This is a genomic window from Flintibacter faecis (assembly GCF_014287875.1).
GTDB lineage: Bacteria > Bacillota > Clostridia > Oscillospirales > Oscillospiraceae > Lawsonibacter > Lawsonibacter faecis_A.
Genome location: NZ_JACOPN010000002.1, coordinates 39,325 through 62,416, shown reverse-complemented (window position 1 = coordinate 62,416; position 23,092 = coordinate 39,325). Strand labels below are relative to the sequence as shown.

The 23,092-nt window shown below is 61.7% G+C and carries 23 protein-coding genes and 1 riboswitch; of the genes, 7 read left to right on the top strand and 16 right to left on the bottom strand.

From position 1 onward, the window contains the following. Positions 1 to 19 precede the first annotated feature (19 nt). Entirely contained in the window at positions 20 to 565 is a 546-nt protein-coding gene (locus H8S55_RS02980) for a nitroreductase family protein (RefSeq protein ID WP_186877776.1), read from the bottom strand. Between the two features lie 185 nt (positions 566 to 750). Here H8S55_RS02980 and H8S55_RS02975 point away from each other — a divergent pair, with 185 nt between their 5' ends. The 4 genes from H8S55_RS02975 (at position 751) to H8S55_RS02960 (ending at position 3,553) form a co-directional block, all read left to right on the top strand. Then, a complete protein-coding gene (locus H8S55_RS02975) occupies positions 751 to 1,110 on the top strand; it encodes an ArsR/SmtB family transcription factor (protein ID WP_147562651.1) in 360 nt (119 codons plus the stop codon). Positions 1,111 to 1,180: 70 nt separating this feature from the next. Then, positions 1,181 to 1,402, top strand: coding sequence for a cation transporter (locus H8S55_RS02970; protein WP_186877775.1), 222 nt, complete (start codon positions 1,181 to 1,183; stop codon positions 1,400 to 1,402). 33 nt (positions 1,403 to 1,435) lie between these two features. Next, entirely contained in the window at positions 1,436 to 3,289 is a 1,854-nt protein-coding gene (locus H8S55_RS02965; protein ID WP_186877774.1) for a heavy metal translocating P-type ATPase, read from the top strand. 12 nt (positions 3,290 to 3,301) lie between these two features. Continuing rightward, a complete protein-coding gene (locus H8S55_RS02960) occupies positions 3,302 to 3,553 on the top strand; it encodes a helix-turn-helix domain-containing protein (RefSeq protein ID WP_186877773.1) in 252 nt (83 codons plus the stop codon). A gap of 252 nt (positions 3,554 to 3,805) precedes the next feature. Here H8S55_RS02960 and H8S55_RS02955 read toward each other — a convergent pair whose 3' ends face one another. The 13 genes from H8S55_RS02955 to H8S55_RS02895 form a co-directional block, all read right to left on the bottom strand. Then, complete coding sequence (locus H8S55_RS02955; RefSeq protein ID WP_186877772.1) at positions 3,806 to 5,143, bottom strand: MATE family efflux transporter; 1,338 nt, start codon at positions 5,141 to 5,143, stop codon at positions 3,806 to 3,808. Next, on the bottom strand, positions 5,140 to 6,513 hold the full coding sequence (murC, locus tag H8S55_RS02950; RefSeq protein ID WP_186877771.1) for a UDP-N-acetylmuramate--L-alanine ligase: 1,374 nt from the start codon (positions 6,511 to 6,513) through the stop codon (positions 5,140 to 5,142). Before murC ends, H8S55_RS02955 begins: the two co-directional genes overlap by 4 nt. 464 nt (positions 6,514 to 6,977) lie before the next feature. Continuing rightward, the gene (locus tag H8S55_RS02945) at positions 6,978 to 7,637 is read right to left on the bottom strand and encodes a coiled-coil domain-containing protein (RefSeq protein ID WP_207721715.1); all 660 of its coding nucleotides are present in this window, start codon (positions 7,635 to 7,637) and stop codon (positions 6,978 to 6,980) included. Between the two features lie 102 nt (positions 7,638 to 7,739). Beyond that, entirely contained in the window at positions 7,740 to 8,996 is a 1,257-nt protein-coding gene (gene purD, locus H8S55_RS02940) for a phosphoribosylamine--glycine ligase (RefSeq protein WP_186877769.1), read from the bottom strand. A gap of 52 nt (positions 8,997 to 9,048) precedes the next feature. Beyond that, positions 9,049 to 9,405: a four helix bundle protein gene (locus H8S55_RS02935; protein WP_186877768.1), complete on the bottom strand. Its 357-nt coding sequence runs from the start codon at positions 9,403 to 9,405 to the stop codon at positions 9,049 to 9,051. A 37-nt stretch (positions 9,406 to 9,442) separates the two neighbouring features. Continuing rightward, a complete protein-coding gene (locus tag H8S55_RS02930) occupies positions 9,443 to 10,615 on the bottom strand; it encodes a phosphoribosylaminoimidazolecarboxamide formyltransferase (RefSeq protein WP_186877767.1) in 1,173 nt (390 codons plus the stop codon). Positions 10,616 to 10,630: 15 nt separating this feature from the next. Then, positions 10,631 to 11,341: an IMP cyclohydrolase gene (locus H8S55_RS02925; protein ID WP_186877766.1), complete on the bottom strand. Its 711-nt coding sequence runs from the start codon at positions 11,339 to 11,341 to the stop codon at positions 10,631 to 10,633. A 57-nt stretch (positions 11,342 to 11,398) separates the two neighbouring features. Continuing rightward, positions 11,399 to 11,481, bottom strand: a riboswitch (ZMP/ZTP riboswitch). Between the two features lie 182 nt (positions 11,482 to 11,663). Further along, positions 11,664 to 12,293 (bottom strand): phosphoribosylglycinamide formyltransferase, encoded by a 630-nt coding sequence (purN, locus tag H8S55_RS02920; RefSeq protein ID WP_186877765.1) that lies wholly within the window; start codon positions 12,291 to 12,293, stop codon positions 11,664 to 11,666. Further along, complete coding sequence (gene purM / locus H8S55_RS02915; RefSeq protein ID WP_186877764.1) at positions 12,293 to 13,336, bottom strand: phosphoribosylformylglycinamidine cyclo-ligase; 1,044 nt, start codon at positions 13,334 to 13,336, stop codon at positions 12,293 to 12,295. The genes purN and purM overlap by 1 nt, the downstream gene beginning before the upstream one ends. Positions 13,337 to 13,438: 102 nt before the next feature. Further along, complete coding sequence (locus tag H8S55_RS02910; RefSeq protein ID WP_186877763.1) at positions 13,439 to 14,863, bottom strand: amidophosphoribosyltransferase; 1,425 nt, start codon at positions 14,861 to 14,863, stop codon at positions 13,439 to 13,441. 21 nt (positions 14,864 to 14,884) lie between these two features. After that, positions 14,885 to 15,595 carry a phosphoribosylaminoimidazolesuccinocarboxamide synthase gene (gene purC / locus H8S55_RS02905; protein WP_147562638.1) on the bottom strand — a complete coding sequence of 237 codons (711 nt, stop codon included), beginning with the start codon at positions 15,593 to 15,595 and terminating at the stop codon, positions 14,885 to 14,887. 84 nt (positions 15,596 to 15,679) lie between these two features. Beyond that, a complete protein-coding gene (gene purE / locus H8S55_RS02900) occupies positions 15,680 to 16,177 on the bottom strand; it encodes a 5-(carboxyamino)imidazole ribonucleotide mutase (RefSeq protein WP_186877762.1) in 498 nt (165 codons plus the stop codon). A 366-nt stretch (positions 16,178 to 16,543) separates the two neighbouring features. Then, the gene (locus H8S55_RS02895; RefSeq protein ID WP_243200446.1) at positions 16,544 to 17,635 is read right to left on the bottom strand and encodes a glycosyltransferase family protein; all 1,092 of its coding nucleotides are present in this window, start codon (positions 17,633 to 17,635) and stop codon (positions 16,544 to 16,546) included. Positions 17,636 to 17,863: 228 nt separating this feature from the next. Between H8S55_RS02895 and H8S55_RS02890 the strand changes: the two genes are divergently transcribed. Both H8S55_RS02890 and H8S55_RS02885 read left to right on the top strand, forming a co-directional pair. Next, complete coding sequence (locus H8S55_RS02890) at positions 17,864 to 18,415, top strand: phosphatase PAP2 family protein (RefSeq protein ID WP_147562636.1); 552 nt, start codon at positions 17,864 to 17,866, stop codon at positions 18,413 to 18,415. Between the two features lie 212 nt (positions 18,416 to 18,627). Further along, positions 18,628 to 19,479 carry an aminotransferase class IV gene (locus H8S55_RS02885; RefSeq protein ID WP_186877761.1) on the top strand — a complete coding sequence of 284 codons (852 nt, stop codon included), beginning with the start codon at positions 18,628 to 18,630 and terminating at the stop codon, positions 19,477 to 19,479. Positions 19,480 to 19,550: 71 nt separating this feature from the next. On the opposite strand, the gene H8S55_RS02880 is transcribed toward H8S55_RS02885, so the two are convergent. Further along, positions 19,551 to 20,951 (bottom strand): sodium-dependent transporter, encoded by a 1,401-nt coding sequence (locus H8S55_RS02880; RefSeq protein ID WP_186877760.1) that lies wholly within the window; start codon positions 20,949 to 20,951, stop codon positions 19,551 to 19,553. A gap of 181 nt (positions 20,952 to 21,132) precedes the next feature. On the opposite strand from H8S55_RS02880, the gene H8S55_RS02875 reads away from it, so the two are divergent. Continuing rightward, positions 21,133 to 21,867 (top strand): hypothetical protein, encoded by a 735-nt coding sequence (locus tag H8S55_RS02875; RefSeq protein ID WP_186877759.1) that lies wholly within the window; start codon positions 21,133 to 21,135, stop codon positions 21,865 to 21,867. Positions 21,868 to 22,218: 351 nt separating this feature from the next. Here the strand turns inward: H8S55_RS02875 and H8S55_RS02870 are convergent, their stop codons facing one another. Beyond that, the gene (locus H8S55_RS02870) at positions 22,219 to 22,794 is read right to left on the bottom strand and encodes a uracil-DNA glycosylase (protein WP_186877984.1); all 576 of its coding nucleotides are present in this window, start codon (positions 22,792 to 22,794) and stop codon (positions 22,219 to 22,221) included. Between the last annotated feature and the right edge of the window lie 298 nt (positions 22,795 to 23,092).

Sequence of the window (23,092 nt, the reverse complement as noted above, 5' to 3'; positions counted from 1 at the left end):
CAAAATCAGAAAAAACTTTTTACACGCCGTCCACCCAGGTGACCAGGTTGCCTGTGCGCTCCGGGCGGGAGCGGGGCAGCTCCCCCTGGGGCAGTCCCAGGGCCAGGGCGCAGCACAGCAGGTCCTTCTCCGTTACGCCCAGGGGGGCCAGGAGGGCGCGCAGATCGGGGTCGTCCTGCAGGTGGAAGGGCTGATTGATCCAACAGGAGCCCACGCCCATGGAATAGGCGGCCAGCATCATGTTTTCCATAGCGCAGGAGGCATCCTGCAGGGCCATGGTATTTCGCTTTCGGTTGGTCACCAGCACCAGGGCGGGAGCGCCATAGCGGAAGTCCCGCCCGGCAAAGTTCTCCAGCTTGCGGCTCACCGTCTCGGTGAGCTGGGTCAGCAGCGCCGGGTCGGTGATGATGTAGAAGTGATTCTTTTGGATGTTCATGGCGCTGGGGGCATAGCGGCCCGCCTCCACAATGGCGGCCAGCGTGGGGCGGTCCACCGGGTCAGGCTGAAAAGCCCGGCAGCTGCGCCGGTCCAGCAGCAGATTTAAAAATTCCTTGTTGTGTTCCATCACAGTCATCTCCCGTTCAGATGGATCTATTTTGGGGTATTGTGTCAACGTTCGCGCCCTATTATAGCAGGGGTCGGAGAAAAAAGCTATAGTTTGTGAAGACCCTCTTGACAAAGATTCTGTTAAGGAGTATATTACAGACAACATATGAATACATGTTCACATATAAAAAGCGAGGTGAGACGATGGAGAAGCGGGATACCCCATGCTGCGAGGAGAACATCATCCACGCCGACACGCTGACGCAGGTGAAGCGCCTGCTGCCGGAGGACGAGGTGCTGTATGACCTGGCGGAGCTATTCAAGATATTCGGGGACAGCACCCGAGTGAAAATTCTATACGCCCTGCTGGAGGCGGAGCTGTGCGTGTGCGACATCGCCAAGCTGCTGGAGGTGAGCCAGAGCGCCGTGTCCCATCAGCTGCGGGTGCTGAAGACCAGCAAGCTGGTGAAGTTCCGCAAGGAGGGCAAGGCCGTGTTCTATTCCCTGGCGGACGAGCATGTGATCCGCATCCTGTCTCAGGGCATGGAGCACATTATGGAGTGAGTCCCTGCCGGATGGCAGAATCGAATCAATCAAAACAAATAAACGAGATGACAAAAAGGAGTGCTTTTCCATGAAGAAGACGTTTCAGATGATCGACCTGGACTGTGCCAACTGCGCCGCCAAGATGGAGGATGCCATCAAAAAGCTGCCCGGCGTAAAAAACGCCGCCGTCAGCTTTATGACCCAGAAGCTGACCATCGAAGCCGAGGACGACAAGTTTGACGACGTGGTCAAGCAGGCCGTGAAGGCGTGCAAAAAGGTGGAACCCGACTGCGAGGTCGTGGTAAAGTGACCTCCGAACCGGCGGAGGAGGGGGCAAAGAGCAATGACAAGAAAACAGAAAAAAAGCCTGCGCCGTATCATCCTCAGTGCAGCGCTCTATGTGCTGCTGCTCATCATCGGGGCGAAGGACCGGGGGTGGCTGGGTCTGGCGCTGTTTCTCATCCCCTATGCCGTCATCGGCTGGGATGTGCTGTGGCGGGCCGTGCGAAACATCCGCAACGGACAGGTGTTTGACGAGAACTTTCTTATGGCGGTGGCCACGGTGGGGGCCTTCGGCTGCGGGGAGTATTCCGAGGCCGTGGCCGTCATGCTGTTTTACCAGGTGGGGGAGCTGTTCCAGAGCGTGGCCGTCTCCCGCAGCCGAAAATCCATTTCCGACCTGATGGACATCCGTCCCGACTATGCCAACGTGGAGCGGGAGGGGGCGCTGGTCCAGGTGGACCCGGAGGAGGTGGCCGTGGGCGACACCATCGTCATCAAGCCCGGCGAGCGGGTGCCTCTGGACGGCGTTGTGGCGGAGGGTACCTCCGCCCTGGACACAGCGGCCCTCACCGGCGAGTCCCTGCCCCGCCGGGTCTCCCCCGGGCAGGAGGTCATCAGCGGCTGCATCAACCAGACCGGCGTGCTGCGGGTGAAGGTCAGCAAGCCCTATGGGGAGTCCACTGTGGCGAAAATTCTGGACCTGGTGGAGAACTCCGCCGCCAAAAAGGCCAAGGCGGAGAACTTTATCACCCGCTTCGCCCGGTACTACACCCCGGCGGTGGTCTTTGCCGCCCTGGCTCTGGCCATCCTGCCCCCGGTGCTGGGCTTTGGCCCCTTCTCCATGTGGGTGCAGCGGGCGCTGATCTTCCTGGTGGTGTCCTGCCCCTGCGCTCTGGTCATCTCCGTGCCCCTCAGCTTCTTCGGCGGCATCGGCGGCGCATCCCGGGTGGGTGTGCTGGTGAAAGGGGGCAACTATCTGGAGGCCCTGGCTAAGACGGGCGTGGTGGTGATGGACAAGACGGGCACCCTGACAAAGGGCTCCTTCGCCGTCACCCGGATCAGGCCCGTGAACTGTTCAGAGCAGGAGCTGCTGGAGTGGGCTGCGCTGGCCGAGCAGTTCAGCAGCCACCCCATCTCCCTGTCCATCCGGGCCGCCTGCCGGCCCGCCCCCGATCAAAGCCGGGTGACGGATGGCGCTGAGATCGCCGGCCACGGGGTGAAGGCCGTGGTGGATGGCCGCACCGTGCTGGCGGGCAACGAGAAGTGGATGGAGGTCAACCACATCCGGGCTGCCCAGGGGGAGAAGCCCGCGGGCACCGTGGTCCATGTGGCGGTGGACGGGGCCTATGCCGGCTATCTGGTGGTGGCCGACCAGATCAAGGAAAGCGCCGCCCCCGCCCTGAAAGCCCTGAAGGAGGCCGGGGTGCGCCGGACGGTGATGCTCACCGGAGATGACCCCGCCGTGGCTCAGGCCGTGGGTCAGCAGCTGGGGCTGGACCAGGTCCACGCCGGGCTGCTGCCCGGGGACAAGGTGGACTGGGTGGAGCGCCTGCTGCAGGAGAAGCGCCCCGGCGAGCAGCTGGTCTTTGTGGGCGACGGCATCAACGACGCCCCTGTGCTGTCCCGGGCGGACATCGGTGTGGCCATGGGGGCCATGGGCTCTGACGCAGCCATCGAGGCGGCGGACGTGGTCCTGATGGACGACGACCTGTCCAAGCTGCCCGTGGCGGTGCGCATCGCCCGAAAGACCCTGGCCATCGTCCACCAGAACATCTGGTTCGCCCTGGGGGTGAAGTTCCTGGTGCTGTTCCTGTCCGCCATCGGACGGGCCAACATGTGGATGGCCGTCTTCGCCGACGTAGGCGTGTCCGTCATCGCCATTTTGAATGCAGGACGGATGCTGAAGGCGAAATAAGGAGGCGATAGGATGGAGTATTCCGCCATCTATGTTCGGCGCATCCGGCAGCTGTGCAGGGAGCGGGGGCTCTCCATCAATGGTCTGGCGACCATGAGCGGGGTGAAGCAGTCCACCCTGGACAACATCGTCCGGGGGCTGACCAAGAATCCCGGGGTAAAGACCATGCACCGGCTGGCCCTGGCGTTCAACATGACCCTCTCAGAATTTTTAGACTTTCCCGAACTGAATGATTACGTCTTTGACGAGGAGTCAGAGGACTGAAAGGTTTATATAAAACCCCCGGATACCACGGAACGGTACGTTCCCAAGGTATCCGGGGGTTTTGCTGTCAACGGCGGACGGACACAGAGGTCCGTCCCTGCCCGTATTTGGGCATTTCGATGTAGGGGCGGATGTCCTCATCCGCCCAAACGACAGTTGCCCGGGTAACGGCGGGCCGCTGGGGACAGCGGCCCCTACAGACGGCCCACATGACACGCCGTAGGGGCCGACCTCTGTGTCGGCCCGTTCACGTTACAGGACCGCGATCTTGCTTCGATACACATGGCGGTACATGGGCAGGGCTGCCAGACAGGCTCCGACCTCGGTGATCAGGAAACACAAAAAGGCGGATGCCGGCCGCAAATAGATCAGCAGAAGGGCCACGGGCAGCAGCAGCACGATATACCGCAGCAGGGAGATGGCCAGGGAGTAGCGGCTGTGGCCCAGCGACTGGAAGGCGGAGGACAGGATGATATTCACAGCGGCCACGGGGAAAGACAGGGCGGTCAGCCCCAGGGCGGGGATGCCCAGGGCCAGAGCCTGTGTCCCGGCGTTAAAGCAAACCCGCAGCAGGGGGGAGGCGCACAGGATGAGCAGCCCGCAGCCAATGATCCCGGTACCCACTGCCAGGAGCATACCGAAGCGGATGGCCCCGGACACCCGGCGGCGGTCACGGGCCCCGTAGTTGAAGCTGATGATGGAGATCAGGCCGTTGTTTACACTGAAGATGGGCATAAACACAAAGGATTGCAGCTTGAAATACACGCCCAGCACCCAAACGGCGGTCTCGGAGACCCGGCGGAGGATGGTGTTCAGGCCGAAAGACATCACGCTGCTCAGCGACTGCATCAGGATGGCCGGCCCGGCGATGCGGCCCAGCTCCTCCAGCAGGGCGGGCTGGAGATGCTGGCCCCGAAGAGAGATGGGAAACTGCTCCCGCAGTCCGTGGACCAGGAACAGACCGATGACCGCCCCGGTGATCTGGCCGATGACGGTGGCCACGGCGGCCCCTGCCACGCCCATGTCAAAGACAAAGATGAGGATGGGGTCCAGAATGATGTTGAGAAGAGCCCCGGAGCCCTGAATGATCATGAACCCGGCAGGGCGGCCCATGGATTGAAGGATGCGTTCACAGGGAAATTGGGTGCATACGCCGAAGGACAGGCAGCAGCACACCTGCAGATAGGCCGTACCCTGGGCGATGACGGAGGGAGTGTCGGTGCAGGTGCGGAGATAGGCATCCGCCCCCAGCAGACCGAACAGAAAGAAGATGAGCCAGCAGAGAAAATAGAGCACCCCCCCGTGGAGGACGACGGAGCTGGCCTGGTCCATCTGTTTGGCCCCCAGCCGCTGGGACAAGACAGCGCTGAAGGCCACCCCCGTGCCCACGCAGAAGGCGATGAGCAGGGTCTGGATGGGGTAGGCGTAGGACAGGGCCAGAAAGGCATCGTCCCCCAGCCGGGCCACATAGATGCTGTCCACCAGGTTATACACCGCCTGCATGAGCATGGAGAGCATGATGGGCCCCGACATGGTGAAGATCAGCCGTCCCATGGGCATGGTGCCCAGAATATTTTCAGAGCGTGTCATCCCTCACCCCGCAGCAGCGCCTCCCCGGCCAGGTAGATGTCTCCGGCTCCTACGGTGAGGATCAGGTCGCCGGGCTGGGCCAGGCGGCGGAGCTGCCGGGTGACATCGGCCAGGGTGGGGCAGTAGATGGAGCCGGGGATCTCCAGGGCCAGGTCATTGGAGGAGATGCCCAGGGTGTTGGTCTCCCGGGCGGCGTAGATCTCTGCCAGCAGGGTGATATCGGGCACCTTGAGCACCTCCACAAAGTCGTGGAACAGCTCGTGGGTGCGGGAGTAGGTGTGGGGCTGGAAGGCGCAGATGACCCGCCGGTAGCCCAGGCCCTTGGCCGTGGTCAGCAGGGCCTGCAGCTCGTGGGGGTGGTGGGCGTAGTCGTCATAGACCATGGCCCCGTGGAACTCCCCCTTCTTCTCGAACCTGCGGCCCGCCCCGTGGAAGGCCCGCAGGCCCTCCTCCACGGCGGCGGCGGGGATGTTCAGACAGTGGGCGGCGGCGCAGGCGGCCAGGGCGTTGCGCACGTTGTGGACGCCGGGGACAGACAGGCTGATATGGGCGTAGGGCTGGCCGTTGACGATGGCATCAAAGTCGGCAAAACCCCCGTGCCAGGTGAGGTTGGCGGCGTGGACGTCCCCCTCCTCCAGACCGAAGGTGACAGTGGGCCGGTCAAGGCCCGCCAGGGCGTCCATGGTGTTGGTGTCGTCCCGATCCGCCACCACAAAGCCAGTTTCGGGCACCAGCTCGGCAAAGCGGCGGAAGGACCGCTTCACGTCGTCCAGGTCCTTAAAGAAGTCCAGGTGGTCGGCATCCACGTTGAGGATGACGGCCACGGTGGGGAAGAAGGACAGGAAGGAGTTGCAGTATTCACAGGACTCCAGAATAATGGTGTCCCCGTGGCCCACCCGGTGGCCGGCCCCCAGGGCGGGCAGCACCCCGCCGATCATAATGGAGGGGTCCCGCTGGGCGGCCAGGAAGATGTGGGCGCACATAGAGGTGGTGGTGGTCTTGCCGTGGGTCCCGGCCACGCACAGGGCATTCTCATAGTGGCGCATGAGGGCACCCCAGGCCTGGGCCCGCTCGAACACGGGGATACCGGCGGCCCGGGCGGCGGCAATCTCCGGGTTGTCATCGTGGACAGCGGCGGTGCGGATGACACAGTCGGCCCCGGCCACGCTCTGGGGCAGGTGGCCGATGGTCACAGGGATGCCCAGGGTGCGCAGGTGGGCCACCTCTGCGCTCTCGTGCATGTCAGAGCCGGTGACGATCACCCCGGCACCGTGGAGCACCTGGGCCAGAGGGGACATGGACACCCCGCCCACGCCCACCAGATGGGCCCGCTTTCCGGGACAGATATAGTCCTGTATCTTCAAATCCATAACAAGGCACCTCGATTAAGATTTAGCAAAAATAAAAAGACATATGGTTCCATTTCAGCGTGTCGATAAAACCTCTTCTGTCATCCGAGGAGCGCAGCGACGTGGGAATCCGTAACCCCCGTCCTTTGGCCCCCTTGTGAAAGGGGGCTGTCAGCGAAGCTGACTGAGGGATTCCGTTTTTAGGATAGCTTTCCGGGGGTCGGAATCCTTCCGTCACGGCTTCGCCGTGCCACCTCCCTTTGACAAGGGAGGCTGTTGGACGGGGTTACGGATTGCCACGTCGGCCCGTTGGGCCTTCTCGCAATGACAGGCTTTTTTGACAGTTTCAGTTCCATTTGTGGTCTTATTATAAGCGCACGAAAAGAAAAGCGCAAGACATCCCGGGAAATATACCCGAAAAACCGGGGGGATATGCAAAAAAACAGGCGGCGGACAGAAATTGCTCTGTCCGCCGCCTGGCGGGTTTACTCCTCCGGCTGTTTCTGGCTGTCGGCGGCGATGGTGGTCATCACGGCCTCTTGCCGCTCCATCAGGGCGTTCACCTGGTCCAGGGCCTTGCCCGCCTGCTCCAGCTGGCGGGCGGCGTGGGTCACGGTGGATGCCACCTCGGCCCGCAGGGCCTCGTATTCCAGACGGACCTGATTGGACCACTGGGCCATCTGCTCATGGAGCTGACGCACCTGGTCCTGGGCCTGGTCCTGGACCAGCTGGGCCCGGCGGTGGGCATCCAGCTCCAGCCCGGCGGCCCGCTCTTTCAGGGCGGCATAGGCCTGGGCATCGGGCTCTAAAGCGGCGGCCCTGTCTTTCCAGGACTGGAGCTCCTGACGGGTCTGCTCCAGCTCCCCGGACAGGCGGGAGACGGTCTCCCGGCTGACGGTGAGGTCGGCGTTGGCCTGATCCAGCCGGCTCTGGAGACCTTCGGCCTCCTGCCGGGCTTTCTCCAACTGCTCCTGGCCGTCGCTCTCCTGATTCTGGCGGTCGGTCAGCTCCTGCCGGGCCTGGTCCAGCTGGGCCTGCAGCTCCTGCTGCTGCCGGGCCGCCTGCTGGGCGGAGTTTTCCAGATATTCTAATACGTCCTGGCGGTTAAAGCCGCCGAACATGGCGCTGCGGAAGGGATGATCCATGGTGACACCTCGTTCAAACACTGCCTGTACAGGCATTCTTGTCATATTCTCTGGTATTTTAACACAGCAGACTGCGTTTGTACAAGGAAAACTTGCGCCCTGTCACACCTTGCCGATGTCGGTGCGGAAGTGCATGTCCCGGAAGGAGATGGGCTTGGCGGCGGCGTAGGCGTTGGCGATGGCCTGGGGGAGGGTGTCGCCGGTGGCGGTGACGCCCAGGACACGGCCCCCGTTGGTGACGACATCGCCGTTGTCCGCCTTTTTGGTGCCGGCGTGGAAGACCACGGCGGACTTGCCCGCCTCCTCCAGACCGGAGATGGGATAGCCCTTCTGGTACTCCACGGGGTAGCCGCCGGAGGCCAGCACGATGCAGCAGGCTGCGCCGGACTTCCACTTCACATCCACCTGGTCCAGGGTGCCGTCCACACAGGCCTGGAAGATGTCCATCAGGTCGGTGTCCAGCATGGACAGGATGGGCTGGGTCTCCGGGTCGCCAAAGCGGGCGTTGTACTCCACCACCTTGGGGCCGTCGGCGGTGAGCATCAGGCCGAAATAGATGACGCCCTTGAAGGGGCGGCCCTCCGCCCGGAGGGCGGCCACGGAGGGCTGGAAGATCTCTTTCTCACACCGGGCGGCGATGTCCGGGGTATAGTTGGGAGAGGGGCAGAACGCGCCCATGCCGCCGGTGTTGGGGCCCTGGTTGCCGTCGTAGGCCCGCTTGTGGTCCTGGCTGGACAGCATGGGGACCAGGTGCTCCCCGTCACAGAAGGCCAGCACGGTGACCTCGGGGCCCACCATGCAATCCTCAATGACCACGGTGGAGCCGGAGGCGCCGAACTTGTGGTCCTCCATCATCTCCCGCACGGCCTTTTCCGCCTCCTCCACGGTGGCGGCCACCACCACGCCCTTGCCCAGGGCCAGGCCGTCGGCCTTGACCACGATGGGGGCACCCTCCCGGCGGATATAGGCCAGGGCGGCATCCAGATCGGTGAAGGTCTCGTACTTGGCGGTGGGGATGTGATACTTCTTCATCAGGGACTTGGAGAAGGCCTTGCTGGCCTCGATGACGGCGGCGTTGGCGTGAGGGCCGAAGGCGGGGATGCCGGCGGCCTCCATGGCGTCCACCATCCCTAAGGCCAGGGGGTCGTCCGGGGCCACCATGACAAAGTCCATGGCGTTGTCCTTGGCCCACTTCACCATGCCCTCCACATCCGTGGCGCTGACGGGCACACAGGTGGCCACCTGGGCGATGCCCGCGTTGCCCGGGGCGCAGTAGAGCTCGGTCACCTTGGGGGACTGGGCCAGCTTCCAGCAGATGGCGTGCTCGCGGCCGCCGCCGCCGACTACTAATACTTTCATGGTTTCATTCACCTTTCTTTTTAGTTAGGAGTGATGAGTGATGAGAGATGAGTTAATCAGAATTTCGCATGGTGCGTGTGATTGATGCGAGAATTTTCCGCAATTCTTCACAGTCGTGGAACATAGAGGCGTATTCTGCCTGTGTCAAGTAATCACAGGAATACAACAGTTCCAACCAATATAGTGTTTCAGCACATTCTTTTAAGGCAATGTAGGTTTTATTCAGAAAGTCCTTTCGGCTGCTTCCATACTGGGCTTCTGCCAGATTAGCTCCGATGCTGGTCCCACTGCGGAGCAGCTGTTTTGACAGGACATATTCCTTCTTTTCGTCGCAGAGGTATTGGGATAGATGAACGATCCGCTTGGCAAACAACAGACTTTTTGTCCTGCTGGGGCTGTTGTCGTTCATAGACTCCTACCTCCTAACTCCTATCTCATCACTCTTTTCAGTGGTGGAACAGTCTTACGCCTGTAAACGCCATGACCATGCCGTATTTGTCGGCGGTGGCGATGACCTGGTCGTCCCGGATGGAGCCGCCGGGCTGGACGATGTACTTCACGCCCGACTTGTGGGCCCGCTCCACATTGTCGCCGAAGGGGAAGAAGGCATCGGAGCCCACGGTGACGCCGGACTGCTGTGCGATCCAGGCGGTCTTCTCCTCCTGGGTGAGGACGGGGGGCTTTTCCGTGAAGATGGTCTGCCACACCCCGTCGGCAAGCACGTCGTCGTGCTCCTGGGAGATATACAGGTCGATGGCGTTGTCCCGGGCGGGGCGGCGGATGTCAGGCAGGAAGGGCAGGGCGAGGACCTTGGGATGCTGGCGCAGCCACCAGATATCCGCCTTGTCCCCGGCCAGACGGGTGCAGTGGATGCGGCTCTGCTGGCCGGCTCCCACGCCCAGGGTCTGGCCGTTTTTCACATAGCACACCGAGTTGGACTGGGTGTATTTCAGCACGATCTGGGCCAGCAGCATGTCGTTTTTGGCCTGCTGGGACAGCTCCTTGTGCTCTGTGACGATGTTCTGCAGCAGCTCCTCGGTGATGGCCAGGTCGTTATACCGCTGCTCGAAGGTCACGCCGAAGATGGTCCGGCGCTCCACCGGGGCGGGGGTGTAGTCCGGGTCGATCTGGACCACGTTATAGTTCCCCTTCTTCTTGGTGCGGAGGATGGCCAGGGCCTGGTCGGTGTAGCCGGGGGCGATCACGCCGTCAGACACCTCCTCGGCCAGCACCCGGGCGGTGTCCTCGTCGCACACGTCGGACAGGGCGGCCCAGTCGCCGAAGGAGCACAGCCGGTCGGCCCCCCGGGCCCGGACATAGGCACAGGCGATGGGGGACAGGTCCCCTTCAGGGGCGAAGTAGATCTGCCGCTCCACGTCGGATAGGGGCTGGCCCAGAGCGGCCCCGGCGGGGGAGACATGCTTGAAGGAGGCGGCGGCGGGCAGGCCGGTGGCCTTCTTCAAAGCCCGCACCAGCTGCCAGGAGTTCAGGGCATCCATAAAGTTGATGTACCCCGGGCGGCCATTGAGCACCTGCAGGGGCAGCTCCCCCTGGTCCATGGACAGGCGGGCGGGCTTTTGGTTGGGGTTGCAGCCATATTTCAGTTCCAGTTCCTTCATGATCTGTCCCTCCGATCAGCCGTGCTTGTTGATGATGACGCTGTCCCGGCTGCCGGTGTGAACGTCGATCATGCTCACATAGAGAGAGACTTTGTTGTCCGCGTTCAGGCTGGCCCACAGCTGCTGGGCCCACTCATGGGCGGAGGCCTGGGGAATGGCTACCCGGCGGGGCTCCCCCTCAAAGGAGGGCAGGGGGTTTACATCCTCCTGATAGGTGTGGATGAAGTGGCCCACCCCGGGGGCGGCGTGGTCATACTCGAAGAAGTAGCGGCAGCAGCAGTCCGGGTCGCCGTCCAGACTTTTCAGAATGGACAGGTTATAGTTGCCGTCGGGCTTCACCACGCCGGAGATGCGGGGGGTGAAGTTGGGGCCGTCGGGCTCGAAGGCCCGGGTGTTCAGGGCGTGGCGATAGCAGTGGCCGTCCAGAATGTGGTCCCGGATGGTGTCTGTCTGGTCGCCGTTGGTGACGACGGTCATGCCGTTTTCCAGGATGCGGACGGGGTGATAGATGATGAGGGAGGGGTCGGTCATCTTGCTCTCGTCAAAGGCCCGGGTGCGGATGCCGTCCTCCGTCTCCTCGAAAATACGGTTGCGGCTGTTCTCGCTGCGGCCCATGATGAAATAGGCCACGGCGACCTTGTTGCTGTCGGGGGTACGGCCCAGGGCGATGCCCCGGCCGGGGTAGGTATGCTGGGCGAGATACTGCTCCAGATCCAGCAGCTTCATGTTTCATTCCTCCTGTTTGATGTGAAAACAGGGCGCACCAACCCCGCAAAGCGAGATCCGGTGCGCCCAGACGGTCGGCAGAAAAGCACAGGCGATGCTCCCCGTGGTCTGTTCCACTTCCGTCAGTTACACCGCGTGTTTGGGTTTTGATAGGATGCCCTCTCAGTCACGGGCTGCGCCCGTGCCAGCTCCCCCGCAGGGGGAGCCAAGTTTTGCCCTGTCATTGCGAGGAGCGAAGCGACGTGGCAATCCGTCCCCCTTGCCTCCCCCTGTGGGGGAGGTGCCCAGTGCGCACACTGGGAGGAGAGGGCAACATCGCTTGTTACTTGTCCAGGATGCGGACAGTGCGGCCCTCCACCGACAGGCGGTCCTGGCAGAACAGGGACACAGCCTGGGGCAGCAGCTTCCACTCGCACTGCTCCATGATCCGCCGCTGCAGCACCTCCGGCGTATCGTCGGGCAGGACCTCCACCGCCTTTTGCAGCACGATGGGCCCCCCGTCGCACTCCGGGCTGACAAAATGGACGGTGGCCCCGGACAGCTTGACCCCGTAGGCCAGGGCCTTCTCGTGGACATGGAGTCCATAGCACCCCGGTCCGGCGAAGGAGGGGATCAGGGCGGGGTGGATGTTCAAAATGGCGTTGGGGAAGGCCCGGACCATCTCCTCGGTGAGGATGGTCATAAATCCGGCCAGCACCACCAGCTGGATGTCCAGCTGACGCAGCTTGTCCACCAGGGCCGCAGTCATGGCCCGGTTGGAGGGGTAGTCTCGCCAGTCTATCACATAGCCGGGGATGCCCGCCTTTTCGGCCCGCTCCAGGGCGTAGGCGTCGGGGGAGGAGGAGATCACGGCGGCGATGGAGCCGTTTATGATCTCGCCCCGGCCCTGGGCATCGATGAGGGCCTGAAGATTGGTCCCGCCGCCAGAGACCAGCACGGCGATGCGCTTCATCACACCAGCTCCACGCCGTTGGCCCCGGAGACCACCTCGCCGATGGCATAGGCGCTCTCACCGGCATCGGCCAGGACGGACAGGGCCTGCTGGGCCTGTCCGGCGGGCAGGGCCAGGATCATGCCGATGCCCATGTTAAAGGTGTTGTACATGTCCCGCTGGGGGATGTTCCCCTTGTCCTGGATCAGCTGGAAGATGGGCAGCTTGGGGAAGGAATCCAGACGGATGCGGGCGGTGAGGCCGTCGGTCATCATGCGGGGGACGTTCTCGTAGAAACCGCCGCCGGTGATGTGGCTGACGGCGTGGATGTCAATGCCGGCCTTCAGCAGGGCCTTGATGGCCTTGACATAGATGCGGGTGGGGGTGAGCAGGGCCTCGCCCAGGCTCTTGCCTCCCAGCTGCTCCACGGGGGAGGTGAGGTCGGCGTGCTCCACGTCCAGCACCTTGCGCACCAGGGAGAAGCCGTTGGAGTGGACGCCGGTGGAGGCCAGGCCGATGAGGACGTCCCCCTGGGCCAGGCGCTTGCCGTCGATGATCTTCTCCTCGTCCACGATGCCCACGGAGAAGCCGGCCACGTCATAGTCGTCGTCGGGCATCAGGCCGGGGTGCTCGGCGGTCTCGCCGCCCACCAGGGCGCACTCGGACTGGCGGCAGCCCTCGGTGATGCCGGTGACGATCTCGGCGATGCGGGCGGGGTCATTCTTGCCGCAGGCGATGTAGTCCAGGAAGAACAGGGGGGCCGCACCGCCGCAGATGATGTCGTTGACGCACATGGCCACGCAGTCGATGCCGATGGTGTCGTGCTTGTCCATCAGCTGGGCCAGGCGGAGCTTGGTGCCCACACCGTCGGTGCCGGAGACCAGCACGGGCTTTTTCATCCCGGCCACGTCGGGGGCGAACATGCCGCCGAAGCCGCCCAGGGTGCCCATGACACCGGGGATATAGGTGGACTCTACCATGGGCTTGATGCGCTCCACCGACTCGTAGCCGGCGGTGACGTCCACGCCGGCGGCGGCGTAGGACTCGGAATGGGAGTTCTTCATGTGGAAACCTCCAAAATTTATAGTTTGGATCTAAGACGGATTGCCGCGTCGGGTGCTGCCCTCCTCGCAATGACAGGGAGGAGCCACGACGCGGACCGTGAATCACTCTTTGCCGCTCCAGCAGTAGGTACAGACCTTGTCCCGGTCAATGCCGATGGCATCCAGCAGGCCGTCCAGGGACTGGAAGCCCAGAGAGTCGAAGCCGAACTTCTCGCAGATGGTCTTGAGCATGCACTGGCCCCGCTGGGTGCTGGCATCGGCATACTCGTCCAGGTGCTTCTGGCCCTCGTCCCCCTCCAGCTCCTGCACGGTGCGGCGGGCCAGCAGCTCCATTTCAGAGTTGCTGCTGGAGAAGTTGAGGTACTTGCAGCCATACATGATGGGCGGGCAGGCCGAGCGCATGTGGACCTCTTTTGCGCCGCTCTCATACAGAAATTCCACCGTCTCCCGCAGCTGGGTGCCACGGACGATGGAGTCGTCCACGAACAGCAGCTTTTTGCCCTGGATGAGCTCGGGCACGGGGATCTGCTTCATCTTGGCCACCTGGTTGCGCACATTCTGATTGGTGGGCATAAAGGACCGGGGCCAGGTGGGGGTGTATTTCACGAAGGGGCGGGCAAAGGGCACATGGCTGGCGTTGGCATAGCCGATGGCGTGGGGCAGGCCGGAGTCGGGCACACCGGCCACATAGTCCAGGTCCTGGGCCACGCCCCGCTCCTTGTCGTCCTGAGCCATGCGCTCGCCGTTGCGATAGCGCATGACCTCTACGTTCACGCCCTCGTAGTTGGAGTTGGGGTAGCCGTAGTAGGACCAGAGGAAGGCACAGATCTTCATGTCCTTCCCCGGCTGGGACAGGGTCTGCCAGCCGTCGGCAGTGACCTTTACGATCTCACGGGGGCCCAGCTCGTGGGAATCCTGATAGCCCAGCTTGTGATAGGCAAAGGACTCGAAGGAGACACAGCAGCCCTCGTCGTTTTTGCCGATGAGTACGGGCAGACGGCCCAGCCGGTCGCGGGCGGCGATGATCTCGCCCCGCTCGGTGAGGATGAGCAGGGTGAGGGAGCCCTGGATCATCTCCTGGGCGTGGAGAATGCCGGAGACCAGGTCATCCTTCTGGTTGATGAGGGCGGCGGCCAGCTCGGTGGCGTTCACCCGGCCGGAGCTCATGGCCATGAACTGGTGACCGTGGTCGGAGAAATAGGTCTGGATCAGCGCATCGGCGTTGTTGATGATGCCCACCGTGGAGATGGCATACAGGCCAAGGTGGGACCGCACCAGCAGGGGCTGGGGATCGGTATCGCTGATGCAGCCGATGCCGCTGCAGCCGTGAAAGTCGGCCAGGTCCCGCTCGAACTTGGTGCGGAAGGGGGTGTTTTCGATGTTGTGGATCTGGCGCTGAAAGCCGTCCTTCTCATCGAACATGATCATGCCGCCCCGGCGGGTGCCCAGGTGGGAGTGGTAGTCCACTCCGAAGAAAATATCAAGGGTGACATCCCGCTGAGAGACGGCCCCAAAAAAACCTCCCATGTGTTACCTCCCTGCTGTGGCTTACTTGCCCATCAGACGGCGGGCCATCTCCTGATAGGCACCCTCCACGTTGCCCAGGTCCCGACGGAAGCGGTCCTTGTCCAGCTTCTCGCCGGTCTTGGCATCCCAGAAGCGGCAGGTGTCGGGGCTGATCTCATCGGCCAGGACAATGGTGCCGTCGGCGGTCTTGCCGAACTCCAGCTTAAAGTCCACCAGGGTGACACCGCACTCCAGCAGGGTCTTTTTCAGGAAGTCGTTGACCTGGAAGGCGTACTTCTTGATCAGGGCGATCTCATCCCAGGTGGCCAGCTTCAGGGCCACGGCGTGATAGCTGTTGATCAGGGGGTCGTGCAGGTCGTCGTTCTTATAGGAGAATTCGATGGTGGGCTCGTCGAACACGATGCCCTCCTTCACGCCATAGTTGCTGGCGAAGTGACCGGCGGAGATGTTGCGCACGATGACCTCCAGGGGGACGATGGAGACCTTCTTCACAGCGGTCTCCCGCTCGCTGAGCTCCTGGACAAAGTGGGTGGGTACGCCGGCCTTCTCCAGCTGCTGCATCAGGAAGTTGGTCATCTGGTTGTTGATGGCACCCTTGCCGGTGATGGTGCCCTTCTTCAGGCCGTCAAAGGCGGTGGCATCGTCCTTATAGGAGACGATGACCACGTTGGGGTCCTCGGTGGAATAGACCTTCTTGGCCTTGCCCTCGTACAGCTGCTCGACTTTCTTCATGTGAAACATCCTTTCCCTATTTATATCTCTTGATATCGCATTGATGTCTATTCGGTAGGGGCGGATATCATCCGCCCGCTGGGATCATCTTTCGTCCAGCTCCGCCTGGAGCTTGGCCTCTTTCTCGGCGATCTGCCGGGCCATCTTTTCCCGGGCAGCATCCAGCTTGGCGGCCAGGTCATCATCGGCCACGGCCAGGATCTGGGCGGCCAGCACGGCGGCATTCTTGGCTCCGTTCAGGGCCACAGTGGCAACGGGAATGCCGCTGGGCATCTGCACGGTGGCCAGCAGGGCATCCAGTCCGTCCATAGCGCCCCCCTTCATGGGAATGCCGATGACGGGCAGGGTGGAATTGCCGGCAAAGGCCCCGGCCAGGTGGGCGGCCATACCCGCCGCACAGATCATGACACCAAAGCCATTGGCGCGGGCGGAGCGGGCAAACTCCGCCGCCTGGGCGGGAGTGCGGTGGGCGCTGAGAATGTGGGCCTCATAGGGGATGCCGAACTCCTTTAACTGGGCGCAGGCCCCCTTGACCACGGGCCAATCGGAGTCAGAGCCCATAATGACGGCGACTTTTTTCATGTGATCTCTCCTTTCAGCTGGCTCCCCCGGTTTGAAACGGGAGAAAAAGCGTCAGGCTGCCTGGGCACAGACAGCCTGACGGAACATATTCAGTGATTTTTGGGCATGTTGCGTCCCTGATGACAGGCACGGTGGTGACACAGAAACACGAAAGAGCGGAAACAGTGAGCCATTGTGCATACCTCCATCACAGAAACGACAACTTAGTTTCTTATTTTAACGAAAATTGACGAACTTTGCAAGGGATATCGGCGATTTTGTCGCCTTGCACAAGAAGAAAGAGCCATGATGGGAGATTGTTGTAGTTCAACATGGAAAGTGGTCCGCGGCTATACCAAAAGGGTGATAGGAGCGGCTTTGTCCAGGCTATAGTAGTCCCGCCGTGGTGAGGATGTTCACCACCTGCGTACAGCGCAGGGGCCAGGAGGCCGCAGCGGCGTGACTGCGGCGGCGCTGGGCGGCGAAGTTGGGCGGCTCGTCCAGGGCGTGGCGGCAGAGGGTGAGGAACTCCTGATCGGAGTGTGCCCCGTATACCACGTCGGGCAGGGGCTCGATCTGGTCGGGCCACAGCATGGACACCACGGGCCGCCCGGTGGCCAGATACTCCAGCATCCGGCAGGAGACCAGGTCGTCACAGGTGCGGTCGTCCCGGAGAAAGTCCAGCAGCACATCGCAGCGATAGAGCCAGTCGGGCACCTGGGCCATGGGGCAGCCCCCGGGCAGGACGACATTGGGCAGCCGCCGCAGCCGGGGCAGAAGGGAGTTGCCCTCCCCCTGGGGTCCCAACAGGACAAAGGTCCACCGGGGCATGGTCCGGGCGGCGTAGAGCAGGGGTTCTAGATCCAGCTCGGGCCGGATGGTCCCGGCCCAGCCCAGCACCGGCCCCGTCGTTTGGGGCAGGGGATCATAGGAGAGGTCGGAGGGGCGGGAGAACAGGGGGAAATTTACCCCGTTTGGCAGCAGGGCCACGTTGGAACTGCAGGGGGCCAGCCGGTCAGCCAGCAGGGGGGAGGCGGCAAAGACCACGTCGGCGGCCCCGGCCAGGCAGCCCTCCCAATCGAGCGGCAGGTCCTCCCACTCCCGGTCACAGTCGTAGACTAAGCCGCCATAGTCCAGCAGATCCAGCAGATGGACCTGCCGGGGGTCGGTGGCCCACAGCAGGGGCTCCCGGAAGCGGTGGCGGGCGGCCACAGACCGGATGAACCGGCCTATTTTCCGCTGCCCGGGACGAAACAGACGGCCATAGGTCTCCTCCACCGGGACCCAGGTGGGGGGCAGGGTATAGGCGGTGATGTTGGGTCGGACCTTTTTGCCCTTTTTTAAATAAGAGCGGTCCAACTGCCCGGCGGCAGGGGAGAAATACAGCACCTGCGTGTCCCGCAGGCGGGAGAGCAGCTGCTGGGTCCGTCCGGGGGAGGAGGACCAGGGCTGACCGGCCAGACAGATGATCTGCTTCATACCCGGGACCTCCTTTTCCGTGCGGTTTTTGAGTCTGTGTGGGAAAGAAACATTCTGTTCACAAAAGATTCAAGATAGCTTAACAAGAAAATGCCTTGCGCCCGGAACAGATAACCGCTATAATGACAGTGGACCTGTAAAAAAACAGGGCGAAACCAAGCAATTTCACTTTGATTCCATTATAGACGGGGGGGCGGACCCCCGTCAAGGACAGAAAGGCGGAAAAGAATGTTAAGTGCGCTGCAAGGGATGGATGCCGGATTTCTCCTGATGCTCCAGAACGCCCGGACGGATTGGCTGGACCCGCTGGCGGCGGGCTATACCTCCCTGGGCAATGCGGGGGTGATCTGGATCGCCATCTCTCTGGCCATGCTCTGTCACCGGAGCACCCGTCCGGCGGGGATGCTGGCCCTGTGCGCCATGCTGCTGGGCCTGGTGTGCACCAACCTGATTTTAAAGCCGCTGGTCATGCGGCCCCGGCCTTGGCTGGACGTGGCGGGGCTGATCCCCCTCATCAACGAGGACGACCCCAACTCCTTCCCCTCCGGCCACACCTGTGCCGCCTTTGCCGCCGCCATGATCTTCTGGCGGGCCCTGCCCGGACAGTGGCTGGGGGTGCGGTGTCTGCTGGTGGTCATGGCCGTTTGCATGGGCCTGTCCCGGCTGTATGTGGGGGTCCACTATCCCAGCGACGTGCTGGCCGGGGCGCTGGTAGGTTCCCTGTGCGCCTGGACGGTGTGGTATTTCTGGCAGATGTATCAGCTGCGGCATTCGCTGTGATGGCCCTCTCCGCCCGGTGTGCGCACCGGGCACCTCCCCCAAGGGGAGAGGCAAGGGGGACGGGAGAGACGGATTGCCGCGTCGCTTCGCTCCTCGCAATGACAGAGCAACACTTGGCTCTCCCTCTGGGAGAGCTGGCACGGCGCAGCCGTGACTGAGCGGGCATTAGATAACGAGCATTCGCAAAATATATATTTTTAGGGGAGATAGAAATGAAAGAAGTTGGATATTACAACGGAAAGATCGGGCCGCTGGAAGAGATGACCGTGCCCATGCAGGACCGGGCGCTGTACTTCGGCGACGGCATTTACGAGGCCACCTGCGTGGCCAACCGGGTGCCCTTCGCCCTGGACGACCACCTGGATCGGATGTACAACAGCCTGCGGCTGCTGGAGATCCCCTTCCACATGGAGCGGGACCAGGTGAAGGCCGAGCTGCAAAGGGTCATCGACGCGGCGGAGGAGAGCCCGGTGCAGTTTTTGTACTGGCAGATCTCCCGGGGTGTCTGTATGCGCAACCACCCCTTCCCTGACCCGGAGAAGGTGAAGCCCAGCCTGATGATCTATGTGAAGCCCCACACCATGAAGTCCATGGACAAGCCCTATAAGCTCATCTCCATGGAGGACATCCGCTTTAAGATGTGCAACATCAAAACGCTGAACCTGATCCCCAGCGTGCTGGCCAACCAGCGGGCCGTGGAGCGGGGCTGCGACGAGGCGGTGCTCCACCGGGGCAGCCGGGTGACCGAGTGCGCCCACAGCAATATCTCCATGCTGAAGGACGGCGTACTGCACACCGCCCCCACCGACGAGCTGATCCTGCCCGGCATCACCCGCAAGCACCTGCTGCAGCTGGCCCGGGAGCACGACATCCCCGTGGTGGAGAAGCCCTTCTCCATGGTGGAGCTGATGAACGCCGACGAGGTCATCGTCACCAGCTCCAGCGCCCTGTGCATGAAGGCCGAGTCCATCGACGGCATCCCCGTGGGCGGCAAGGACCCCCAGCGTCTGAAGCTGCTGCAAAACGCCTATCTGGAGAAATTCCAGCGGGAGACCGCCCGATAATCCCCATAGAGACGCAAATCGCCCCGCCAAACGGCGGGGCGATTTTCATGCGCTGATTCTTATGGATGCACTCAGAAGTTCAGCTTCCACAGGCCGGTGGACACCAAAAACAGGACCAGCATGACCACGGGGACCACATAGCGGACGAGGACGCTGTAAAGACCGGCCCGGGGGAAGGCCTCGCCATTTTTCTGCACCTCGTCGCAGATCCACTTGGGGCCCACGATCCAGCCGATGAGGATGCTGGTGAGCAGGGAGATGAAGGGCATCAGGAAGCTGTTGCTGATGTAGTCCATCACGTCCAGCAGCTGGCCCACCGAGCCGTTGGGCAGGGGCAGCTCGAAGTACAGGGCGTTATAGCCCAGGCAGATGAGCACGGCGGTGACCAGGGAGTACAGGCCGATGACGGCGCACATCTGCTTCCGGCTCTTGTGGAACAGCTCCATGCAGTTGGCTACCAGGGTCTCCATCACGGACACACAGGAGGTGAGGGCGGCAAAGCCCAGCATCAGGAAGAAGGCGGCACCCACCAGGCGGCCCACCAGGCCCATGGACTGGAACACCTTGGGCAGGGAGACAAAGGTCAGGCTGGGGCCAAAGGTCATGCCTTCGGTGCCCAAAAAGACATAGACGGCGGGGATGATCATCATGCCGGAGAGAAAGGCGGCGGCGGTGTCGAAGATCTCGATCTGGTTTGTGGCCTTGCCCAGGTCCACATCGTCTTTCACATAGGAGCCATAGGTGATCATAATGCCCATGGACACACTGAGAGAGAAGAACAGCTGGCTCATAGCGTCCAGCAGAACCTGGAGAAAGCGCTGTACCGTCAGCCCCTCCAGATTGGGCAGAAGATAGACCCCCAGACCCTGCAGGCCGGTGCGGGTGATGCCGTCCTCCCCCTGATAGGACAGGGTGAGGGAGAAAATGGCGATGCCCACGATGAGCAGCAGCAGACCGGGCATGAGGATGCGGGAATAGCGCTCGATGCCCTTCTCCACGCCGCAGTAGACCACAAAGGCGGTGAAGGCCAAAAAGATCAGGGTGAACACGATGGGGGCCACCGGGGCGGTGATGAAGCCGGTGAAATAGCCGTCCTGGGCGGGTGCGGAGCCGTCGGTGGTGAGATAGGCGGTGAGATACTTTAAGATCCAGCCGCCGATGACGGAGTAATAGGTCATGATGAGGGCGGGCACCAGGAAGGTGAGAAAGCCCAGAAAGCGCCACTTCTTCCCCAGAGCGGCATAGGCGTTCAGGGCGTTGAGCTTGGTGCGGCGGCCAATGGCCACGTCGGTGGTCAGCAGGACAAAGCCGAAGGTGAGCACCAGCACCAGATAGACCACCAGGAACAGGCCGCCCCCGTCCTTGGCGCACAGATATGGAAAGCGCCAGATGTTGCCCACGCCAACAGCGCTGCCAGCGGCGGCCAGCACAAAGCCCAGCGAGCCGCTGAAACCAGATGACTTCTTTTTCATGTCGGTAAAACCTCTCCTTTTTTCAGTCAATTCAAAAGTATGCCTGAAAAAACGAAAAAAGTAAAGCCCTTGGGGGGAGCATTTCTGTAGAAAAACTTGCTTTTCCGCGAAAATCAGTTATACTGAGAGTAGAAGAGCGGCGAAAAAGCAACAAAGATCGAACAAGAAGGGAGTGGCAACGATGAAACGAAACGTAATGGCATCGGTACTGAGCCTGCTCATGCTCCTGTCCCTGTGCTGCGGCTGTCAGGGAAAAAACTCGGATGCCCCGGATTCGTCCAGGATACCGTATTTTGATGAAATATTTACGCTGTCTGAGGACCGCCCCGTTGTATTGGCTGATGTTGCGGTCCAAAAGGTTTATCCGCAGGTTTTTGCGGATGAATACGGTGACGAAGCATATCTGATCGCGAAGTGCAGCATTCAAAAAGCGTTCTTTGTTTCCACGCAATGCCCAAACCGGGCGATTTTGTCCACGGCAGGGAACAGTTTTCTGTTATGGCTCAAGGTAAATGGACTTCAAGAGGAATATTACCCGGAATTACAGGAACTCTTGCAGCGGGCGGATTCTTTTATCGTGTATGCGGAGGACGAACCATCGTGGTTCGGACGCTACGGCTTGGATGAAGAGATGGCCCGGACATTAGAGCAGGACGGGTTCAACTGCCGCGTTGTGGAGGACCAAATGGTTTTCCCGCCCAGCCTTTATATCAACGACATATACATGTGGAGCTTGATCCCTATCATCGACGGCAAGGTAGACGGGACTGTTGTTGAGCGGGCTGTGGAAGAGAGCCATTATGCAGAGATGGTATATGAGATAGATCAGGAAGATTCCCCACGGATATACAATGGAGATACGATTGAAGAGGTGTATCAGTTTTTGGAGGAGTATGTAAAAGAGCATACGAAGTAGCAAGGGAAAAGAACGCCCCCGCTCCGTGGGTTTAGAATGGAGCGAGGGCGTTCTTTGTCATTGTCATTGCGAGGAGGGCAAAGCCCGACGTGGCAATCCGTAACCCCCGTCCCTTGGCCCCCTTGTTAAAGGGGGCTGTCAGCGAAGCTGACTGAGGGATTCCGTTTTTAGGATAGCTTTCCGGGGGTCGGAATCCTTCCGTCACGGCTTCGCCGTGCCACCTCCCTTTGACAAGGGAGGCTGCTGGACGGGGATTCGGATTCCCGCGTCGCTGCGCAGCCGTTGGCAGCTTTGCTGCCTTACGGATGCGGCGTACCCCTTGCGGGTGCTGCGCCCTCCTCGCAATGACATTTAAGTCGATTCATAGGTCCGGCTGCACACCTGGCGGATCTTGGCCTGTAGGCTTTTCAGGTCGTCAAAGGTCTCTGGCCGCTTGCCGGGGTCCCGGAGGATGGCGGCGGGGTGATAGAGGGCGGTCATGGCTACGCCGGCCTTTTCCACCCACTGGCCGTGCTCCCGGGTGATGCGATAGTCCTCCCGGATGAGGCGCATGGCGGCGATGCGGCCCAGGCAGACGATGATCTTGGGTTTGAGCAGGGCCACCTGGTTGCGGAGATAGCCGATGCAGGCATCCTGCTCGGTGTTCAGGGGGTCCCGGTTGTGGGGCGGACGGCATTTGACGATGTTGGCGATGTACACGTTTTTCTTCCGGTCCAGGTCGATGAGCTCCAGCATGTCGTCCAGCAGCTTGCCCGCCCGGCCCACAAAGGGTTCGCCCTGCAGGTCCTCGTTCTCCCCGGGGCCCTCGCCCACAAACAGGACCTCCGCGTCCCGGCTGCCCACGCCGAACACCACGTTATGCCGTCCATCCGCCAGGGCGCACCGCTGACAGCCCATGCAGGTCTGCTCCAGGGCGTTCCAGTCCATCCAAGCCATTTTCCAGGCCCCTTTCTGTCTTGCTTTTGTTCCAGTATACCACATCGGGGGAGGGGAGAAAAGCCCCGGCGTGGGCGGGAGGGGAAGCAATTTGAGTGCGAATGACGAAACTTCTTTATCCAACTAAAATGATGTTGTGAAAAACATAGTTGACAAGTAGGGAGGTACAGGCGTATAATGCGGCCATAAGAAAAAAGCGCGGACGGAGACCACACCTGACGGCATCCAACAGAGAGACCGGGCCACTGTGCTGAAAGCCCGGTCGGGAAAGACAAGGTGGTGCAACACT

Bases quoted from the DNA above. Each gene is read 5' to 3' on its own strand.
- H8S55_RS02955 (WP_186877772.1), bottom strand. From the start codon at position 5,143: ATGACACGCTCTGAAAATATTCTGGGCACCATGCCCATGGGACGGCTG.
- purM (WP_186877764.1), bottom strand. From the start codon at position 13,336: ATGAAGAACTCCCATTCCGAGTCCTACGCCGCCGCCGGCGTGGACGTC.
- H8S55_RS02935 (WP_186877768.1), bottom strand. From the start codon at position 9,405: ATGAACGACAACAGCCCCAGCAGGACAAAAAGTCTGTTGTTTGCCAAG.
- H8S55_RS02870 (WP_186877984.1), bottom strand. From the start codon at position 22,794: ATGGACTGGAACGCCCTGGAGCAGACCTGCATGGGCTGTCAGCGGTGC.
- H8S55_RS02945 (WP_207721715.1), bottom strand. From the start codon at position 7,637: ATGGATCATCCCTTCCGCAGCGCCATGTTCGGCGGCTTTAACCGCCAG.
- H8S55_RS02970 (WP_186877775.1), top strand. From the start codon at position 1,181: ATGAAGAAGACGTTTCAGATGATCGACCTGGACTGTGCCAACTGCGCC.
- purC (WP_147562638.1), bottom strand. From the start codon at position 15,595: ATGAAGAAAGTCGAGCAGCTGTACGAGGGCAAGGCCAAGAAGGTCTAT.
- murC (WP_186877771.1), bottom strand. From the start codon at position 6,513: ATGGATTTGAAGATACAGGACTATATCTGTCCCGGAAAGCGGGCCCAT.
- H8S55_RS02880 (WP_186877760.1), bottom strand. From the start codon at position 20,951: ATGAAAAAGAAGTCATCTGGTTTCAGCGGCTCGCTGGGCTTTGTGCTG.
- purE (WP_186877762.1), bottom strand. From the start codon at position 16,177: ATGAAAAAAGTCGCCGTCATTATGGGCTCTGACTCCGATTGGCCCGTG.
- H8S55_RS02885 (WP_186877761.1), top strand. From the start codon at position 18,628: ATGAAAGAAGTTGGATATTACAACGGAAAGATCGGGCCGCTGGAAGAG.
- purN (WP_186877765.1), bottom strand. From the start codon at position 12,293: ATGAAGCGCATCGCCGTGCTGGTCTCTGGCGGCGGGACCAATCTTCAG.
- H8S55_RS02925 (WP_186877766.1), bottom strand. From the start codon at position 11,341: ATGAAGCTGCTGGATCTGGAGCAGTATCTCGCCCAGCATACCTACCCC.
- H8S55_RS02895 (WP_243200446.1), bottom strand. From the start codon at position 17,635: ATGAAGCAGATCATCTGTCTGGCCGGTCAGCCCTGGTCCTCCTCCCCC.
- H8S55_RS02930 (WP_186877767.1), bottom strand. From the start codon at position 10,615: ATGAAGGAACTGGAACTGAAATATGGCTGCAACCCCAACCAAAAGCCC.
- H8S55_RS02980 (WP_186877776.1), bottom strand. From the start codon at position 565: ATGGAACACAACAAGGAATTTTTAAATCTGCTGCTGGACCGGCGCAGC.
- purD (WP_186877769.1), bottom strand. From the start codon at position 8,996: ATGAAAGTATTAGTAGTCGGCGGCGGCGGCCGCGAGCACGCCATCTGC.
- H8S55_RS02875 (WP_186877759.1), top strand. From the start codon at position 21,133: ATGAAACGAAACGTAATGGCATCGGTACTGAGCCTGCTCATGCTCCTG.
- H8S55_RS02910 (WP_186877763.1), bottom strand. From the start codon at position 14,863: ATGGGAGGTTTTTTTGGGGCCGTCTCTCAGCGGGATGTCACCCTTGAT.
- H8S55_RS02960 (WP_186877773.1), top strand. From the start codon at position 3,302: ATGGAGTATTCCGCCATCTATGTTCGGCGCATCCGGCAGCTGTGCAGG.
- H8S55_RS02965 (WP_186877774.1), top strand. From the start codon at position 1,436: ATGACAAGAAAACAGAAAAAAAGCCTGCGCCGTATCATCCTCAGTGCA.
- H8S55_RS02890 (WP_147562636.1), top strand. From the start codon at position 17,864: ATGTTAAGTGCGCTGCAAGGGATGGATGCCGGATTTCTCCTGATGCTC.
- H8S55_RS02975 (WP_147562651.1), top strand. From the start codon at position 751: ATGGAGAAGCGGGATACCCCATGCTGCGAGGAGAACATCATCCACGCC.